Annotated in this window: 17 protein-coding genes; 8 read left to right on the top strand and 9 right to left on the bottom strand. The window is 43.3% G+C overall.

The features are described 5' to 3' along the window. The first annotated feature begins 8 nt into the window (after positions 1 to 8). Positions 9 to 1,685: a TIGR02391 family protein gene (locus A2X74_RS03995; protein WP_216229297.1), complete on the top strand. Its 1,677-nt coding sequence runs from the start codon at positions 9 to 11 to the stop codon at positions 1,683 to 1,685. Positions 1,686 to 1,709: 24 nt separating this feature from the next. Then, positions 1,710 to 2,180, top strand: coding sequence for a hypothetical protein (locus A2X74_RS03990; RefSeq protein ID WP_293624726.1), 471 nt, complete (start codon positions 1,710 to 1,712; stop codon positions 2,178 to 2,180). Positions 2,181 to 2,230: 50 nt separating this feature from the next. Here the strand turns inward: A2X74_RS03990 and A2X74_RS03985 are convergent, their stop codons facing one another. Further along, complete coding sequence (locus A2X74_RS03985; protein WP_216229295.1) at positions 2,231 to 2,698, bottom strand: HNH endonuclease signature motif containing protein; 468 nt, start codon at positions 2,696 to 2,698, stop codon at positions 2,231 to 2,233. A gap of 500 nt (positions 2,699 to 3,198) precedes the next feature. Here A2X74_RS03985 and A2X74_RS03980 point away from each other — a divergent pair, with 500 nt between their 5' ends. Beyond that, positions 3,199 to 3,621: a hypothetical protein gene (locus tag A2X74_RS03980; RefSeq protein WP_293624730.1), complete on the top strand. Its 423-nt coding sequence runs from the start codon at positions 3,199 to 3,201 to the stop codon at positions 3,619 to 3,621. 25 nt (positions 3,622 to 3,646) lie between these two features. After that, positions 3,647 to 4,933, top strand: a complete 1,287-nt coding sequence (locus A2X74_RS03975; protein WP_216229293.1) for a hypothetical protein — start codon at positions 3,647 to 3,649, stop codon at positions 4,931 to 4,933. Positions 4,934 to 5,129: 196 nt separating this feature from the next. Here A2X74_RS03975 and A2X74_RS03970 read toward each other — a convergent pair whose 3' ends face one another. The 6 genes from A2X74_RS03970 to A2X74_RS03945 form a co-directional block, all read right to left on the bottom strand. Then, positions 5,130 to 7,994 (bottom strand): type I restriction endonuclease subunit R, encoded by a 2,865-nt coding sequence (locus tag A2X74_RS03970; protein ID WP_216229292.1) that lies wholly within the window; start codon positions 7,992 to 7,994, stop codon positions 5,130 to 5,132. A gap of 1 nt (position 7,995) precedes the next feature. Beyond that, on the bottom strand, positions 7,996 to 9,282 hold the full coding sequence (locus tag A2X74_RS03965) for a restriction endonuclease subunit S (RefSeq protein ID WP_216229291.1): 1,287 nt from the start codon (positions 9,280 to 9,282) through the stop codon (positions 7,996 to 7,998). Next, a complete protein-coding gene (locus A2X74_RS03960) occupies positions 9,245 to 10,828 on the bottom strand; it encodes a type I restriction-modification system subunit M (protein ID WP_216229290.1) in 1,584 nt (527 codons plus the stop codon). Before A2X74_RS03960 ends, A2X74_RS03965 begins: the two co-directional genes overlap by 38 nt. 193 nt (positions 10,829 to 11,021) lie before the next feature. Further along, a complete protein-coding gene (locus A2X74_RS03955) occupies positions 11,022 to 11,159 on the bottom strand; it encodes a hypothetical protein (RefSeq protein ID WP_216229289.1) in 138 nt (45 codons plus the stop codon). Further along, positions 11,128 to 12,108: a WYL domain-containing protein gene (locus A2X74_RS03950; protein ID WP_216229288.1), complete on the bottom strand. Its 981-nt coding sequence runs from the start codon at positions 12,106 to 12,108 to the stop codon at positions 11,128 to 11,130. Before A2X74_RS03950 ends, A2X74_RS03955 begins: the two co-directional genes overlap by 32 nt. Positions 12,109 to 12,486: 378 nt before the next feature. After that, positions 12,487 to 13,044: a hypothetical protein gene (locus A2X74_RS03945; protein ID WP_293624740.1), complete on the bottom strand. Its 558-nt coding sequence runs from the start codon at positions 13,042 to 13,044 to the stop codon at positions 12,487 to 12,489. Positions 13,045 to 13,128: 84 nt separating this feature from the next. Here A2X74_RS03945 and A2X74_RS03940 point away from each other — a divergent pair, with 84 nt between their 5' ends. Next, positions 13,129 to 13,446 (top strand): helix-turn-helix transcriptional regulator, encoded by a 318-nt coding sequence (locus A2X74_RS03940; RefSeq protein ID WP_293624741.1) that lies wholly within the window; start codon positions 13,129 to 13,131, stop codon positions 13,444 to 13,446. Positions 13,447 to 13,458: 12 nt separating this feature from the next. On the opposite strand, the gene A2X74_RS03935 is transcribed toward A2X74_RS03940, so the two are convergent. Next, positions 13,459 to 14,400 carry a DnaB-like helicase C-terminal domain-containing protein gene (locus A2X74_RS03935; RefSeq protein WP_293624743.1) on the bottom strand — a complete coding sequence of 314 codons (942 nt, stop codon included), beginning with the start codon at positions 14,398 to 14,400 and terminating at the stop codon, positions 13,459 to 13,461. Between the two features lie 69 nt (positions 14,401 to 14,469). After that, positions 14,470 to 14,661, bottom strand: coding sequence for a hypothetical protein (locus A2X74_RS03930; protein WP_216229284.1), 192 nt, complete (start codon positions 14,659 to 14,661; stop codon positions 14,470 to 14,472). Positions 14,662 to 14,792: 131 nt separating this feature from the next. Between A2X74_RS03930 and A2X74_RS03925 the strand changes: the two genes are divergently transcribed. The 3 genes from A2X74_RS03925 (at position 14,793) to A2X74_RS03915 (ending at position 17,217) form a co-directional block, all read left to right on the top strand. Continuing rightward, on the top strand, positions 14,793 to 15,299 hold the full coding sequence (locus tag A2X74_RS03925; RefSeq protein WP_293624745.1) for a hypothetical protein: 507 nt from the start codon (positions 14,793 to 14,795) through the stop codon (positions 15,297 to 15,299). Between the two features lie 87 nt (positions 15,300 to 15,386). Continuing rightward, entirely contained in the window at positions 15,387 to 16,733 is a 1,347-nt protein-coding gene (locus A2X74_RS03920; protein WP_293624747.1) for a DNA methyltransferase, read from the top strand. Then, a complete protein-coding gene (locus A2X74_RS03915) occupies positions 16,726 to 17,217 on the top strand; it encodes a DUF5681 domain-containing protein (protein ID WP_293624749.1) in 492 nt (163 codons plus the stop codon). Before A2X74_RS03920 ends, A2X74_RS03915 begins: the two co-directional genes overlap by 8 nt. The last annotated feature ends 2 nt before the right edge of the window (positions 17,218 to 17,219 follow it).

The raw sequence follows: 17,219 nt of genomic DNA, 5'->3' as shown, positions 1-17,219 counted from the left end.
GAGACCAAATGAGTGACTCCACCCTCAGGATGAGCTTTGACCCCAATACCATTGAACATTTGGGGATAAAAATGTATTCGCAAATACCTAATGCGATTGCAGAATTAATCGCCAATGCCTACGATGCAGACGCCAGCACGGTTCAGATCAAACTCCATGATGACGATCTAGAAAAAAGTATCGAGGTTATCGACGATGGCATGGGAATGGATTTTGATGAAATTAATCAAAAATTTTTACGAATTGGCAGAAATCGTCGAAAAGACAATGAAAATTTAACCTCTAAAGGGCGAAAAGCTACTGGAAAAAAAGGGCTTGGTAAATTAGCTTTATTTGGCATCGGAGACTTAATTGAAGTCTCAACTACCAAAGAAAATTCAGGGGATAAAATTAAATTCACATTGGACTGGGATGAGTTAAAGAATACACATAACGCAGAATACAGCCCTCATTTTGAGAGGCAGCAATCAAATAAAGCGGAAAAGGGCACCACTATTGCCTTAAAAAAGCTCAGAAGAGAAAGTGCTTTTGAAAAAGAAAATCTAGCCATTAGCCTATCCAAGTTATTTAATTTCTTTAGTAGCGAATTTAGGTGCTTTATTAGTCACAATGATGACGAACCAATAGAAATTAGCAACACACTAAGATTCAAAAACATTGATGCGCAATTTACGTGGGATTTCCCCAGTTTCTCCGACATAGTAGATCCTGAGTATGCATATAAAACCGAAATAGCAGGTGAAATAATTTCTACCGAAAAACCCCTCAGACCCGGCCTAAGGGGCATTACTCTGTTTGCCAATGGCCGCCTTGTTAATGCGGCTGAATTTTTTGGCATCCCTGAGTCTAGCCACGTATTTTCCTACCTTACCGGGTGGCTCAATATTGATTTCATTGATAACCTTGATGAAGATGCCATTTCAACAAATAGGCAATCTTTGAATTGGGACCTTCCTGTTGCGTCCAGGTTACATAGTTTTTTATCTGCAGCAGTTAGAAAAGTAATTGCAGAGTGGAGAATAAAAAGAAATGAGGCCAATAGAAAAACTGTTGAAACCACTACAAACATCAACACGGAAAAATGGTACAGCACGCTCCCAGACCAAATTAAATCGGATGTACAAGTTATTGTAGATAGCATGATTACAGAATCGGAAGCGCCCACCGAATCTCAAGCAAACATCATTAGAATGGTGCACAAATTAGTGCCAGAATATCCGCAGTACCACTGGCGACACTTACATACTGACGTTCAAGATGCATCTAAAGATGATTATAAAAATCAAGATTACTACAGGGCATTCATAGAGGCCGTTAAGAGATATATTACTATTACCCGCGCAAACTCTCAATCTACCCAACCCAACGACTCTACATTTATGGGTAATGCGTTTGGAGAAAATAAACCTCTCAGCGTTACAAAAAAATATCGAAAACCAAATGGATCAAATTTCAGCGACGCAACAATAACTGCAATTGAGGAGGGTCAAAAATTTTTATCCATGGGAATTATTATGGGCGCCCGCAACCCAATTTCCCACGAGGAAATCGTAGACCTAAGAGATTCAAACCTATTTAACGAAAAAGATTGCTTGGATGCATTAAGCATTCTTTCTCACTTGTTTAGAAGGTTGGAAGATGCTATCGAAGCTTCAGACGGCACACAAAATTCAACAAACCCTTAGACGTAAACCACATTAAATTCAAAGATGCCTCCTTCCTCGCATATTAATCGACTAGCTGGAGAATTATTTTGTACATTCGCTCGCGCAGAATATGCATTAAAAGCAGCTGGATACAATAAGGGTGATGGACCAGCGCAAGCAGATTGGTCAAAATTCGCCATTGCTATTGAAGAACTAATTGCTAATACAGAAGACCCCAAACTATCCACTGCAATTAACTTTTTGCTTAACTCGCCGCCGAAGAAGCAAATAATCAAAGATGGAATTATTCAATGGGAAGTCTCAACCCCCGCACACAATTCCAAAGCGGAAAATCTTTTGGTTTACATTCGTCGAATACGCAATAACCTATTTCATGGGGGTAAATTCAATGGTCATTGGTTTGATCCAGAAAGATCTAGGCTATTACTAGATCATTGCATTACCGTACTTGAGGCTTGCATAAACTCAGAACCTTTGGTCTATCAAGCATATCGAGGAAGTCTACCGCTCTAGCAACTCATTGATTAGCCGTCAGATTCCAGAACAAAAAAGTGGATTGGAACTTACTCTAGCTTTAAACGGGAAAGTCTTTGATAAAGCCTTTCAATTAAATTCGCTGAATCCAGCCCATAATGGAGCTCTCGATGGCAGTTTGGGCATACCGCCACGGTATTTGAAACGGTATCAGACCCGCCATCAGTTAACTTTCTAACATGGTGCACCTCAAGATAGGCAAATCCATCCGCCCTACTAAATGGAGCGGCATTTAGACAACATTCACATATGCCAGCAGCCTGCTTTAAAACCCACGCTTTAACCTCTACGCTTCTCCTATATTGAGTAATCATCAACATCACTGATGGTGGAGTAGATACACCGCCAGGAATGGGCAAGCCTAAGTTACCCATTTTTTCTAACATTAGCATTTCATCGGACGACACTGGAGTCCCCTGACGCCCCTCAATTTCAAAAATCAAGTTTTCAATTTCAGTTGCAATTTTACGACCCCAAAAATTCCAGCGCCGTATCATTCGACTCTATTACTTTTGCCAACCAATTAGCATCATAGCGAACCTGATCCATTTTGCTAGAAATACGCCGCACTCTTAACTTACCATTAGCCCCCTTTTGAACACTTGTCTGAAGTGCTGGACCCTCGTGACCACGTAAAACATGCGGCCGTTTTTTACGGTAATTCTCAACGCATACAATCGTCTATAGGCGGACACTTGGATACTTATTCAAAAGCACGCAATGCCCTGCGGCAGTTCTTCGGTATATTGAAGTTGCTATACTGACAAGCAATATTCCAAGAGACTGACAATCATGGGGTTAAGGCAAAAAATCCAGCGTCACCAATATCAATTGTTATATGAACCTTTGCGCCCGTATAAACGCTGTTAATCGTTGAAAGATGATTGAGTCCCACTACTGGCGCACCGAGTTGAGAAGCGACCTCGCTTGGCTGAAGAACCACCGGGTGTATCGGAGGTGGTCGGAGAAGCAGCAAGTCCTTTTCGAACGAAAGTTGATGCTTGTTGCCTTTCAGGTTCGCTCACTTCTGGAGCGTCCCAAGGTCAACGATCAAGTACGCAGCAGTAGCATGTCGGTCTTGCGTTACAAGAAAATCAGCGACCACCCGTTTACAGTCATGGGTTCAGGTTGCCTTCATGAGCGGTTTAATATGGAGCATCCCGAACCTATAACCCTCTCGGCGCTTGAAATTTGCAATCAACTCATCCACTACTACTGGATGCAGACTTTGTCGGAAGGGCGTGCATTTGTTTCGATGCTTGTATTTTCAGATTACCAGCGTCATAAGTGGGCCTACCAAATGCAGATCGAAGACCTTTTGGAGTTATTTTATATGTTTGGTAATGATTCTTCTGCTATTAAAGGCATAAAATTGCAATGGGATGAGAAAAAGCAAGACTACTTTGTCACGAGCTCCTAGTGACTAGGATGACTCAACTGCTAACATGTTGAACATACCCCCACAAGATTTAACCAATGCTTTACCAAGCCTCAAATTTGATGATGAGGAGCGGCGACCCATTCGGGTATTTCTCGACAGCGCCGATTATTCAATACTTTCTGATGAAAAATGCTGCACCCCGCAATTGGACGAATTGAGGGAGCGGCTAATTAGATGGGCTGATTCGGGTGCTGTCGAATTTTGGTATTCCGGGACTCTTCTGAGCGAAATGGCGCCATTAGAGAATCAGGGTATTGACGCCTCGGTAAGAAGATCTGAGTTATTGGTTAGGTTATGTAAGACACAGGCTCTGATCTCTTTTGACCGCATCCTTCAGATGGAGCTGCAAAATTTAAGTCTTCGCGTACCAGAAACTGCCTCGCTGGTCGTTTACTCTTATTCCGGCGATTGGTTTCCAGAAATGACGGGTGTCATTTCACCAGCGTCTTGGCTCGAAGGTATTCGAGAGCTTGATGTGGCCGCAAAGCAGCATGGCCTTAATCGAGAGACAAGAAGAAAACTCAAAAAACAGTTTTTCAAGAATGGGCAGCCGACGAATGCCATGAACGAGATACTCGCAAAGCAGGAAATTGCCTTGGCCGAAATTCTTCAGCAGTATCCGATGCGAGAACAAGATGCTCTAGTTCTCGGGAAGTACGTGACAGGGAAAGCTACTCGCGCCCAAGCTCAAGAAGCATTTCTAGCTAGCTTGCGTGATCCGAGTTGGATGATTCGATGGTTTTACAATCATTCCGACAAATTATCGCCCTTCACTGACTGGGTTCGAGGCTCCTCTGACAGCATGCTTGAAGTGATTCAGCAAACCTCCAAAAATATTTCAATCCTTAAAGGAGAGGTTGAAAAATTAAGGGAGTCCGGATCTGAGTTAAATATATCCCCGCTGTTTCCTGCTATAGATACGTTATGGTGGTTAAACCAGCAGGATGAATTGGTCGTTGCCCTTGCAAAGCGGCTTGCATCCCAGCCATCCAACATTTCTCTACAAGGTCATACATCGGCAGATGTGGATAGACTGGCTCCGGGGTTTGCAACCTGTATTAGGGTGCTCCATTCCTCAACTTGGAATTCAATCGGTCAATCTACTCGGCAGCCAAAGAAAAGTGATTGGGCGGATAGTCTTCACGCGATGTACGCCCCTTATGTCGATATATTTCGTACTGATTCGTACATGGCGCCGATTGTCAAAGAGAAAGTTAATAAATACGGAACTGCCGTCGTTGCTAAGATTGAGAATTTGGCGGAGCAAATTGAAACGCGACTGAATGGTTAATTGGCCATTAATCTAAACAAGGTATCTCGACTAATTTGTATGCCTCCGGGGCTATTTAAAAGCATTCTATTTACAACAAAGCCGCACCAATTACTTTGATAATTTTTATCAGATCTTGCTTTGCCAATTTACCACTAAATAATCTTAGTGGCTGGCAGTCATGTACTTTGCAGAGCCCTTGGGGTGTCCAGCTTGATCATCCCATGCCCTCTATAAAGGTATCTATAAACTTGGCAATTGCATCCCCGACTCTATTAAGGGTTGATTTGCGCTCTAAAATTTTCGGCTTCTGCTCCAGCACCTCAATTAACTCCTCAGACCTTGGGGCTTGATTTGTAAATTCATAACTCTCTAGCAGGGCTTGAAGTTTCTTTCCATCAATCTTCTCGGACTGACATAACGCATCAAAGGCTGCTTTCTTCTTCTTGGCCCAAAACACATCAAACTCTTCCGCAACTCCATCAGGAGATAGGCCACTAAGACTTTCCTCAATAAATTGCTCAATAAGGGCCCTCTTAGAGCGCAATTGAATCTCGCCAGACAAGTAGTCATCAATCTGCTTTTTGATTCCCTCGCCCTTTTTGCCCTTGCCACCATTTTTTAACCATTCGGTTAACAACAGGATGATGTACGCAACATTAATTTGATCACGATGAATCAGGACAATTTCAAAGTCCACGTCATTCAGAATGGAATCTTTCTCTTTGGCATTCTCATGCTTGACGCGGTCGTAGATATCCAGGTACTTGGACTTGTAATCTTCAAATTTTTGCTCAGAAAGCGCCAGATCGCCCTCTTGATAGTCGGTAAAGGTGGTGAGCACGTTCTTCAGTTTAAGTAGCTCTCTAAAACGGGTCACAAACTCAAGCTGAGCTTTTTCATCGGGCAGGTCATCCACCGAGGATACGGATGGCGTTAACTGGAGAAGGAGCTCAACTGCCTGGTTGTATTTTTCAACATAATTCTCATAGGGCTCTAGCAGAACTGTTTCTTTAGCGTCCTTATTAGAGAACAAGGTAATCGCCTCATCCGTCTTTGCCTTGAGATTTCGAAAGCAAACGATGTTGCCTTGAGATTTCTTTTCATTAAGGATGCGGTTGGTACGCGAGAACGCCTGAATCAAACCGTGATACTTCAGATTCTTGTCTACATACAAGGTATTAAGTAACTTGCTATCAAAGCCCGTTAGGAACATATTGACCACCAACAGAATGTCAATCTTGCCCTCTTTGGTGCGCTTGGCAATATCCTTGTAGTAGTTGTAATAGTCCTGGCTATCTTTAGTCGAGAACTTCGTGCCAAACATCTCGTTGTAGTCATTAATGTACTGATCTAACTTATCACGGCTATAGGCAGTCTTTTCGGGCTCTACCCCATCCTCTTCGGGAATGGCTCCTGTGCCATCGGCCTCTGGATTGGCTTCATTTTGTTGATAGCTAAAGATGGTGGCTATTTTTAAATCTGATCCAGTCTCAGCAATCTTCTTCTTAAATAAGTCGTAATACCTGATAAGTGAGCTAACGCTATCCACGCAGAACATGGCCGTAAAGTCGGGATGCTTAGTCTTTTGACGATGATGCTCAATGATGTAGTCAGTGATCTTACTGAGACGGTCATCGGCCTCCATCAGCTCCTTGGTATCAATCGATTCCACATCGATATCCAAGTGACTGCCAGACTCCTTTTTCTTATAGCGCCCCACATACTCCACCGAGAAGCGCAACACGTTCTCATCGCGAATCGCATCGACAATCAGGTATTTATGCAAACAAGTGCCGAACAGGTCGGCAGTCGTCTGTTTGCGACCACCCTGAGTGGAGGCGTTCTCCTCCAGAATCGGCGTTCCGGTAAAGCCAAACATTTGGCAGTGATTAAAGAACTGCTTGATATTTTTATGATTCTCACCAAATTGACTACGGTGGCACTCATCAAAGATGAAGATGATCCGCTTATCCTTTAGGCCATCCATCTTGATGGAGTGCCTATCACGAGTGATAGCGTTATTGAGCTTCTGGATGGTGGTTAAAACAATCTTTGAGCTTGGGTCATTGAGCTTTTTAACTAATTCAGAAGTATTGGGAGCGCTATCAACTGAGCCTTCCTCAAAATGGTTGAACTCCCTCTCGGTTTGATAGTCCAGGTCTTTTCTATCCACGACAAAGATGACCTTATCCACCTCGGGCAGTTCTGAGACAATTTGACTGGTTTTAAAAGAGGTTAGCGTCTTGCCTGAGCCCGTGGTGTGCCAAATGTAGGCATTGGACTTACTGGTTTTAACTTTCTCTAGCAAGGCTTCAACTGCATAGTATTGATAAGGACGCATGACCAGCATCAACTTATCCACGGTCAGTACCATATAGCGAGAAATCATCTTTGCGATATGGCAAGGCTTTAAGAATTCAGCACTGAATTCATGTAAGTCTGAGATGCGCTTGTTTTCTTTAGTTGACCAGAAGAAGGTCTGCTTAAAGGTGAACTCTTTAATGCTCTTATTGTTAGAGAAATACTTAGTATTGACTCCATTGCTAATGACAAAGAGCTGGACATACTGAAACAAGCCATAGCCTGCATCATAAGATTCATGCTTATATCGAATGATCTGGTCAAAGGCGACCTTGAGATCCATCCCGCGACGTTTTAGCTCAATCTGCACTAAGGGCAAGCCATTAATCAGGATCGTGACGTCATAGCGATTCTTGCGCTTACCCTCTACAGATACTTGATTGGTGACCTGGAACTCGTTTTGACACCAGTCAACATGGTTTAGAAAAGTGATCCAAATAACATCGCCGTTATCACGCTTTAAGGCAAACTTATCTCGAAGAATTTGAGAGCGATCAAAGACGTTGCCGGTATTGAGCTTATTGAGGATTTGCTCATATTCCTTATCGCTAAATCGCAGGCTGGGAATGTGGTGAGTGTTCTCGTTATGGATTTCAAGCTGACGCTTTAGATTAGCCAGCATGGCAGATTCATCGAGAATCTCGACACGGGTGTACTCCATTGACTGCAGTTGCTTGATGAGCGCCTCTTCTAGCGCGGCTTCAGATTGAATGACCATATTAGATAAACATCTGTTGTAAGAGGCCCCGCTTGTATTGTTTGGTTAGCTCTAGCTGGGATTGAATGAATTCAATCTTCTTATCAACACCAGACAAAAAAATCGCGATTTTCTCTTGCTCTTCTATTGATGGAATTTGAACCGATATTTTTTCAATCTCTTTTTTGCTTATCTCGAGAAAGGTCGAGCCGCTAGCCTTTTCAAGAAACAGTTTTTTATTATTTGATATCCAGTAGTAAAGGAATTCATTGCTATTCCCAGATTTAGGAATAAAAGATTGAAACCCTTGATTAGTGCAACATTCATTTAATGAAATCGCAACATCCCCAACTGTGGCTCTAGATGAGAATAGAACCACTCCTACAGGCAATAGTTTCGCCGATGAATTTCTAAGTCCTAAATCTGTAATTTTTCTAATGCTTGTTGAAACATATTTTTTCTTTAGCTCGGTAGGCGTAAACCACTGAATGGTTCCACCCCAATAAGTGCTGTTGCTTGTTTCAGGCGTCCCTCCACCTATTATCTGAGCACACTCGGAAAGAGATAACTCTTCCCACTCCGGAAAATCCTTCCCCTCCTTATCCTTACACCGAATTTCTTGGCTAAAGATTTGCTGCATCACTCCTTTTTTGTATTGAACAAGGAGCTCGTGCTTTTTAGTTAGAAGGGAGATTTTTTGGTCGATCTTGGAGAGGAATGAGGCAATTTTTTGCTGCTCATCAATGGATGGGATATGAAGCTGTAATTTAAAGAAGTCACCATTTCGTATATGAACCTGAGTGCTTCCAACCATCATTGTTCGCATCAGCTCTCTATATTTAATAGTATTTGAATACTGGATTAGAAAATCCTCTTCAAGTCCTGGCTTTATCTTGATTCCATACACGCCTTGCGCTAAAAGATATTTAGCTTCTGAACAAATTTTGACTATATAACCAATGCTTGGCCCAGAAGGAACCAAATCTCGCAAAGTAGTAATAAGGTAACTTTCATCAACTACAGACCTTTGATTCCCTAGAAAAAAAGATTCGGTGCAATATGTTGGGTTTGCCTCATCAAGCTGGAGCTTCCCGCCGCTAGATATAGCTTTTTTAGGAATAACCTCAAAGTTACCCTTTAGCAAAAAATCCGATGGACGAAGTGGGGCGCCCCCTTTATGGCCTTCAATGTAATCGCCAAGCGAAATCTTTGCCCAATTATTTAAAGATTTTCCGGATTGCGGTTTAAACCTTAATGTTGGCGTATTCATATCACCTACCACCCATTGCAAACGGCGGCTTAATTCCAAGCTCTTTGCAAAACACTGCTATCTCTTTATCGACACTAGATGACTCTATATCGAGCTCTTTGAGTTGAGCAGACAAAGTATTTAAATCAATTTCTTCTTCAGCCTCAAAACTATCCACATACCTTGGAATATTAAGGTTCCAGTCGTTTTCCTTGATTTCCTCAATAGTGGCTATGGCACTGTATTTATCTTCTGCTTTACGCGCTTTATATGTCTGAACAATTTTGGTAATGTGCTCGAGGCGCATCACATTGGTTGTTTTGACTTTCTCAAAGTGCTTACTGGCATCTATAAACAAGATGTTGTCATTCTTCTTGCGGCACTTACGCATTACTAAGATGCAAGTTGGAATACCAGTGCCGAAGAAAATATTTGATGGCAAACCAATAACCGCATCTAAGCAGTTCATCTTTTCAATGAGGTATTGCCGAATGTGCCCCTCTGCGCCGCCGCGGAATAAAACGCCGTGAGACAAAACAACTGCCATGGTGCCTTCTTCTGATAAGTGGTAAACCATGTGCTGCACGAAGGCCAGGTCAGCTTTGCTGCTTGGGGCTAGCTTGCCGTATGAGCTAAAACGATCATCACTCATGAACATCGGATTGGCAGACCATTGCGTTGAAAATGGTGGATTTGCCACAATCGCATCAAACTTCATTTCTAGATGCTGAGGTTTTTCTAGCGTGTCCTCATTCTTGATATCGAACTTACTAAAGTGCACGTCATGCAAAATCATGTTCATGCGGGCCAAGTTGTAAGTAGTTGGATTTCTTTCTTGACCGTAAATATGACCAACAAACTCTGCTTGCCGCTTTACTCGCAGTAACAACGAACCGGACCCGCAGGTTGGGTCATATACATTTCGCAATTTTGGATTATTCAGTGTTACCAGCTCAGCAAGAAGTTGCGAAACTGGCTGCGGTGTATAGAACTCGCCCGCCTTTTTTCCTGCGCCACTGGCAAACTCACCAATCAGATACTCATAAGCATCACCCAATACATCTGCAGTGGCATCACGTAGCTGGAAGTTGATTTTGTTCAGGTGAACCAATACCTTGGCAATGAGTTCGTTTTTCTCATCCTCAGATTTACCCAGCTTGGCTGAGGTGAGGTCAATATCATCAAAGAGGTGTTCAAACTCTTCAGCACTCTCGGTACCCAGGGTACTTTGTTCAATGTTTTTGAGAACTTTGGTTAGATCACCAAGAATGAAAGTGTTCGAGCCCAGTTCACCATTTCCTTTTTTCGCCAGATGGTCAAACATTTCACTAGGCGCAAGGTAGTAACCTAGCTCTTCTTTGCAGGCCTCTTCGATCGCTTCTAGGTATTCTTTACCTTCAGCGGACTTTTCATCTAATTTCTCGAATGTCAGCCCCTCACCCTTTAATTGGTCATTGGCAAAGTTGGCAATTTTTTCCGATAGGTACTTGTAGAAGATGAATCCGAGGATGTAATCTCGGAAGTCGTCTGCAGACATCTTGCCTCTTAATGTATTGGCAATATTCCATAGCTGTTGCTGTAATTGACGACGCTGCTCTTCTGACATCTATTTCCCTTGATTTTGGGCTTAAAACCCCAGATAACTAAATTATCAAAATACTATTACTAGCGCTGATAGTGATATTTTTTAGTTTAACCGAGTCCCAACCTCTTACTAAACGATGTTAACTAGGTTGCATGGGTCAATTAATGCGTCTTCAATTCTCATTTAAAGGCGCCTTTCTACAGTAATTCAAGCTTTAACTCGCATCCTCCTCGTCATCACTCTCAATATTCGCACCATCAACCATTAAATGGTCAAGGTATTGCGTGCGCACATCTCCAAGAGACTTTTTAGGACGGGATCTAGCAACCAAAAGTCGAACCGTTAATTGCATCCCTTAACTCCTCGATCACCTTTTTCCGCAAACTGGCTGGCGCCAGCACTTCTACTGCCGAGCCATATTTCAAAATATCCATCACCAACTCAGGATCCTGGTTGTAATTAAACTCCAATATGTAATACCCTTCCCGATCAAAATACCCTACTTGATCCTGGTGCCAAACCTCCGTCGACACCCATCTGGCCTGCTCAGGAGTAAAGCGTAACTTAGCCCGTTTATTTGCTTTACCGGAAAAGAGGCCATAACTTTGCCCAAAATAATCTTTAAGCTCCTTTTCAGGCACTTCTTTTGCCTTCTTATCCAGAATCACTGCACTACGAATACCGTCTACCGCAAAACTGCGTAATTCATCGCGCAAGTGACAGTACGCATCTACATACCAGTTATCTCGGTAATAAATCAGTTGCTGGGGTGAGATCTCGCGCTGCGTAGTTTCATTTTTGACTTTGGCGTAATAAGTAATGCGTAGACGCTGACGATTGAGTAAGGCGCTACCTAACTCAGCGAAACTTTGCACTGAGGTTTTGCGCTGGGCCATGGGTAATACTTTGATCCGTTTGCGCAATTCCTTGGCAGATGTCTGATGTTGACCAAGGATGTTATCAATGATGACTGACAGCGGTTCAATATGAGGACCAATGAGGCCGCCCTTATCCAAGGAAGAGAGCAGGTGGTGCATTAGCGCTAAAGCGGTAGCCTCTTTTTCGGTAAACCACAAGCCGGGCAATTCTATTTTCTGAATATCTTCAGGATTCTCAAAACAATAACCGCCTTGAAAGCGATCAAACACAATGGAAGCATTGAGGCGACTACGCAAATACTCCAGATCCCGTTTAAAGGTGGCTTTGGAGATTTCCAATTCATCCAAGAAAGTCTTAATAGGCACACACCCTCTCGCCTGGATGAGATAGGTAATACGATGCAGGCGCTGCATGTCACCCATTAGGACCTCTTCAATTTATTAATTTTTTATAAGTCTACCTGTAAAGCTCATCTTGTGAGCTTTACATACCTTCACCCCTACAAGCAAACCAGTCAATCAAAATTAATAGCACTTACACAACCTAAGAGCTCTTATGGTAGTAACCGTCGCATTTTGGAGTACCCTTTGGATTGGATTTACAGGAATTAGATTTACTTGAACAACTGTAGCAAAGAATCTTGCTGCATTTATTACATTTATAGGGCGATGAAAAATTTAGGCCTATACCTCCCCCACACCCTTGGCATTTCTGGTTGGCCATTTAAGCCCCCTTCTCTAGTAATCACGCTTAAAAAATTATTGACGATGCAATCCATGCGAACTGTGTCAGCTCACAATCTATTTAAGACTAAGCTGCACCCCTTTAATATCATCCGTAATTAATTTGACGCCACTTGCTTTGAGCAATTCTTCGTTCAAATGAAAGATATGGCCATTGACATAATCTTTCTTAGATCCCGGTATAGCCTTTAGAGCCACAATAGGCACCAACGCCGCCTCTTTGACGCTCCAGTCTTCGTTAAAAATGATCGCGATTAAATAATGAAACTCATCTTCAAACAGATTTCTCACAACCCCCAGCTGCTTTGAAGGGTTTGAGGAAGTGATGCGCCGCCCCTTGACCTGATAAGTGGTGCCCTCATCATCAATCACATCTGATCCCTTATGGGAATTTTTATTAAGGGCCTCTTCTGCATTTTTAACCAAACCTTGCTTCTCTAACCATTTGGCCGCTAACAGCTCCGCATAATCACCGGTTGGGCTATTTGTGGTGCGCAGAATTTTCTTATCCTTCAAAGTATTCAGAACATCTGCATAAATTCTTAATAACTCCAATGACCCCAGATGCTCAAGATCTTTGCATTGAGAAAAGCGATTAGATGATGGTTGCTCCATAAATACCTCCGTGGGTGTTAACAATAATTTGATACTAAGGAAGTCTTAGTGTAATAGCGAGTAAAAACTAAGATTATCTTAGGCATGGTTAGCCCAGCTAAAGACAACTCCCTTCTCGCCAAGCGGCTTAAAAGCGCCCGTGAACGCCTGAATATCTCCCAAATGGAGTTAGGGGTACGTGCTGGGATTGATGAGTTCTCGGCCTCAGCCAGAATCAACCAATACGAAAGGGGTAAACACGCTCCGGGCTTTGAAACCGCTAAAACCTTGGCTAAAGTGCTGGGCATACCCACCGCCTATCTGTATTGCGAAGATGAAGCCCTGGCAGAGTTAATTGCCACCTACGGACAGCTAACCGCTTCCCAGAAAAAAGCGCTGGTGCAGTTTGCCAAGTCACTTTAACTATCACCATCGTTAGCATCCAAAGCGTCCGTATTTTAGATTGGTAGTGAGGTAAATCGTACCGCTTACATCAAACGAATTACTGGCCATGATTAACTCAGCCCGATCGCAATTCTCCCCTTCTGGGCTATAGACTTCATCGCGATATAAAAATAACAAGGCATCTGACATGCGAGCTAAAGCCGTGCTGGGCAGATCCGTAAAGACAGGCCGTTTGTTTTCCCGCTCCTCGGCACTAGGATTGACCGTGGATAGCAGCAAGATGGCAATATTGAGTTCAACAGCTAAGTCTTTAAGCAGGTACATTGCATTCTCATAAGCGGCCGTAAGCTCACCCCCACTCATCTTCATCTGCAAGTCGGCATAGCCCAGATCATCAATCACCAAAAGTGATAAGGGCGACAAGCGTGATAAGGCATCCTGCTGATTATGATCTTGCGCAAACGCCCTCACTTGCTGGCACAAGGAAGCCATATCAATATAGGGGTAATGCATCAGATGCAAGGGAGCGTTTCGGGCTTTACCGATGGCCGCACCCAGTTTGTGGTCCTGATTTACAGTCAGCTTCTCTTCTTGTAAGGTGCTCACTTCTACTTCCGCAAGCAAAGCAGCGATTCGCAGGGTTAATTGCCACACTGGCATCTCTAAACTCAAATAAAGCGTGGGACGTTTTTGAAAGATTCCCATATTAGCGGCGATATTCAGCGCCAAGGCGGAGCGACCCATCGAGGGTCGGCTAGCTAATACCGTGATAGCGCCCAGACGCAGACCTTGAAAAGCTTCATCAAAATCAACCAATCCTGTTTTTAGCCACCAGCGCTCATCACGATTTGTATCCGCATTTTGAATCCCCACCCGCAGATTGGCGAGTGCTTCACTGATGGAGCATGGAGCCTGCTGGGTCTGATAAGCCTGATGGGTGGGTAGATTCTTATTTACTGCAGTAGATGACATCACTTGCCTCTTGAAAGAATGTATCCCTACTGTGGCATACATAAGGCTCATAAAGTGAGCTAGCGGGGACTATTTTGAAGTAAGCTCCGCTTTGTCGCTATTTGCTGACGGCTTTGGGGTAATTTGCATATATACCGTGGCATCGCCTTCCAAAGTCGATGATGTTGGCTTTGGCCAAATAAGATGAATCACCAATTCAATAAACCGGACAAGTGCCAGTAGCGCAAAAGCGATTGCCACTAGTAATAAGATCATCGTCATGATTTATCCCTATAAAAATCAGTAGTACTACTATGCCATAGCAAAGGCTCATAAAATGAGCGTTGCTAGATGATTTGCCATATCTTGATAACTATCAGAAATTCTTTTATGCAATCAACCGCAAAACGCCTATGAATAAGCCCAAAAATGCCAAAACCATTAGTCAACTTAATGAGCGAAATAATAAATACTGGGAAAAATTAAACGAAAAAATTAATCGATTTATCGAAAAGTATCCCGAAGAAGTTACACATGCATCAGAAATCGTGGCACATACTATTCAAGGCGATCGACTGCATCACATAAAAATGTTAGAAGAGTCAAGCCTTCCAAGGCAACTGGAAAAAGCAATCGAAAGGGAAAGTGGTCGCAATCAGGCTAGAGCACAAAAACCCCGATCCGACCACCTTGCAATCAGAATTCAAGAGATTGTTTTAATAAAGCCCGATATCTCATTAAAAGACCTATTTTCACAACTGGAATCCGAAAAAGGAATATCCCCCATTATCGAAGTTACTCGCGAAGGGGTTTCCTTTAAAGGGAAAACTGCCAAAGAGGAGGGCTTTGCGACCGTAGATAACCTAAGGACTCGACTAAGCCGTGCAAAAAAACAACTCAAAACTAAAAAAGGAAATTAAATCCCTCTCTCGCTAACGGGCTAGCGAGATTTTCGAACCTAGATTCTTGGATGTGCCGTTGCTTAACGGTTCATTTAGGAGAAATCTATGTTCTACAAAAATCAAAATACCTCGATCGATTTATTGATCACTAATCAGCCAATTGAGTTAGTCAGGCCTGATCTCCGCAATCCTCGGAAACATTCCAAACAGCAAATCCAACAGATTGCCAACTGCATTGGTGAGTTTGGTTTTGTTGTGCCCATCGTGGTTGATGGGTCCAACAAAATCTTAAGTGGCCATGGACGTTATGCCGCAGCCAAGTTATTGGGTGCCACCCATATACCCGTTATTCGACTTGAGCATCTCACTCCGGCACAAGCGCGCATCTTTTCCATCGCAGACAACCGGTTAGTTGAGAACAGCGAATGGCACGATGATCTTTTAGCCGGAATCCTGCTTGAGCTCTCCAATGCAGATCTCAGCATTAATTTAGATTTAACAGGATTCTCAGTCACGGAAATAGATCTTCGTATCGCCGACCAAATAGAGGGTAAGCCCAATACACCTGATCCAGCGGACGAGCTCATTGAAAAAAGTGGTCCTATCATTAGCAAGCTCGGTGATATTTGGTTACTGGGCAAGCATCGGATTATTTGCGGCAATAGCCTAGAAGAGGCTACCTTCACACTGCTGATGAATGGCCTAAAAGCCCATATGATCATCAGTGACAGCCCATTTAACGTGAGGATTAATGGCCATGTTGGTGGCAACGGCGCGATCAAGCACAAGGAGTTCGCTTTTGCCAGTGGAGAAATGAGTCCAACTCAATTTATCCAATTTCTCACTGTAGCATTTGGACTGCAATCCAAATATAGCGTAGATAACTCTGTCCACTACCAGTTCTGTGACTGGCGGCATCTTGAGGAATTTATGACTGCCGGAAAATCTGCCTACCATCAACTGATCAACCTAGTTGTATGGGTAAAAAATTCTGGAGCTTTAGGAAGCTTTTATCGTTCGAGGCACGAACTCATTTTGGTCTACGTCAACGGCAAGGGTCCACGCAGGAATAACGTGCAACTGGGTAAATACGGTCGCAACCGTACCAATGTCTGGGAATACCCCGGTATTCTCACGATGTCTAAGCAAAGTGAAGAAGGTAATTTACTCCTTATGCATCCGACAGTAAAGGGTGTGGCAATGATTGCGGATGCCATTTTAGATTGCACTTCCCGCGGGGAAATTGTGCTCGATGCGTTTTTAGGTAGTGGCACAACCGTATTGGCTGCAGAGCGCGTAGGACGTGTGTGTCATGGCATTGAGATTGAACCCAAATATGTGGATGTTGCAATTATGCGTTGGCAGCGTCTAACTGGTGAGTCCGCCATCCATGCACAGTCTGGAAAGTCCTTTGATCAACTAACCCAAGAGATGGAGGCTCATCATGACTAATGAAAATAAAGACTATTTGGTGGGATTTAAAAAACCACCCACTTCCGGCAAGTTCAAAAAGGGTAGATCGGGAAACCCCAAAGGCCGTCCTAAAGGCTCTAAGAATTTTCGCACCTACCTTAATATAGAACTCAAAGAGTCAATCAATATTACTGAAAATGGGGAGCACAAACGAGTACCTAAATCACAGGCGGCCGCTAAGAAGTATGCCAACATGGCAGTAATGGGTGATCCCAAGATGATTCCCATTTTGCTCAAATTAGATGACATTGCCGAAAGTCAAAACGCGCAAGTGACTGAGGCTGCCCCACCCTCTTACAAAGACAAATTGGTCATGAGTAGCATCGTTGAGCGTATGCAACAAATGCAAATGCAGGAACCAGCACAAGTGGCAGCCCCACCACTCATCGTTGACGACAACCCAAGCATCGCCCCAAGTGATGCCATTGATCCAAACCCACAAGACACTTTACCTAAGGAGTAAAT

Source organism: Polynucleobacter sp. GWA2_45_21, from assembly GCF_001830325.1.
Lineage (GTDB): Bacteria > Pseudomonadota > Gammaproteobacteria > Burkholderiales > Burkholderiaceae > Polynucleobacter.
The sequence above is the reverse complement of the archived record's forward strand: the minus strand, read 5'-3'. Positions and strand labels throughout refer to the sequence as shown.

What these genes read in the sequence shown, in the direction of transcription:
- A2X74_RS03995 (WP_216229297.1), top strand. Translation starts at nt 9, where the DNA reads ATGAGTGACTCCACCCTCAGGATGAGCTTTGACCCCAATACCATTGAA.
- A2X74_RS03990 (WP_293624726.1), top strand. Translation starts at nt 1,710, where the DNA reads ATGCCTCCTTCCTCGCATATTAATCGACTAGCTGGAGAATTATTTTGT.
- A2X74_RS03985 (WP_216229295.1), bottom strand. Translation starts at nt 2,698, where the DNA reads ATGATACGGCGCTGGAATTTTTGGGGTCGTAAAATTGCAACTGAAATT.
- A2X74_RS03980 (WP_293624730.1), top strand. Translation starts at nt 3,199, where the DNA reads ATGCTTGTTGCCTTTCAGGTTCGCTCACTTCTGGAGCGTCCCAAGGTC.
- A2X74_RS03975 (WP_216229293.1), top strand. Translation starts at nt 3,647, where the DNA reads ATGTTGAACATACCCCCACAAGATTTAACCAATGCTTTACCAAGCCTC.
- A2X74_RS03970 (WP_216229292.1), bottom strand. Translation starts at nt 7,994, where the DNA reads ATGGTCATTCAATCTGAAGCCGCGCTAGAAGAGGCGCTCATCAAGCAA.
- A2X74_RS03960 (WP_216229290.1), bottom strand. Translation starts at nt 10,828, where the DNA reads ATGTCAGAAGAGCAGCGTCGTCAATTACAGCAACAGCTATGGAATATT.
- A2X74_RS03955 (WP_216229289.1), bottom strand. Translation starts at nt 11,159, where the DNA reads ATGCAATTAACGGTTCGACTTTTGGTTGCTAGATCCCGTCCTAAAAAG.
- A2X74_RS03950 (WP_216229288.1), bottom strand. Translation starts at nt 12,108, where the DNA reads ATGGGTGACATGCAGCGCCTGCATCGTATTACCTATCTCATCCAGGCG.
- A2X74_RS03945 (WP_293624740.1), bottom strand. Translation starts at nt 13,044, where the DNA reads ATGGAGCAACCATCATCTAATCGCTTTTCTCAATGCAAAGATCTTGAG.
- A2X74_RS03940 (WP_293624741.1), top strand. Translation starts at nt 13,129, where the DNA reads ATGGTTAGCCCAGCTAAAGACAACTCCCTTCTCGCCAAGCGGCTTAAA.
- A2X74_RS03935 (WP_293624743.1), bottom strand. Translation starts at nt 14,400, where the DNA reads ATGTCATCTACTGCAGTAAATAAGAATCTACCCACCCATCAGGCTTAT.
- A2X74_RS03930 (WP_216229284.1), bottom strand. Translation starts at nt 14,661, where the DNA reads ATGACGATGATCTTATTACTAGTGGCAATCGCTTTTGCGCTACTGGCA.
- A2X74_RS03925 (WP_293624745.1), top strand. Translation starts at nt 14,793, where the DNA reads ATGAATAAGCCCAAAAATGCCAAAACCATTAGTCAACTTAATGAGCGA.
- A2X74_RS03920 (WP_293624747.1), top strand. Translation starts at nt 15,387, where the DNA reads ATGTTCTACAAAAATCAAAATACCTCGATCGATTTATTGATCACTAAT.
- A2X74_RS03915 (WP_293624749.1), top strand. Translation starts at nt 16,726, where the DNA reads ATGACTAATGAAAATAAAGACTATTTGGTGGGATTTAAAAAACCACCC.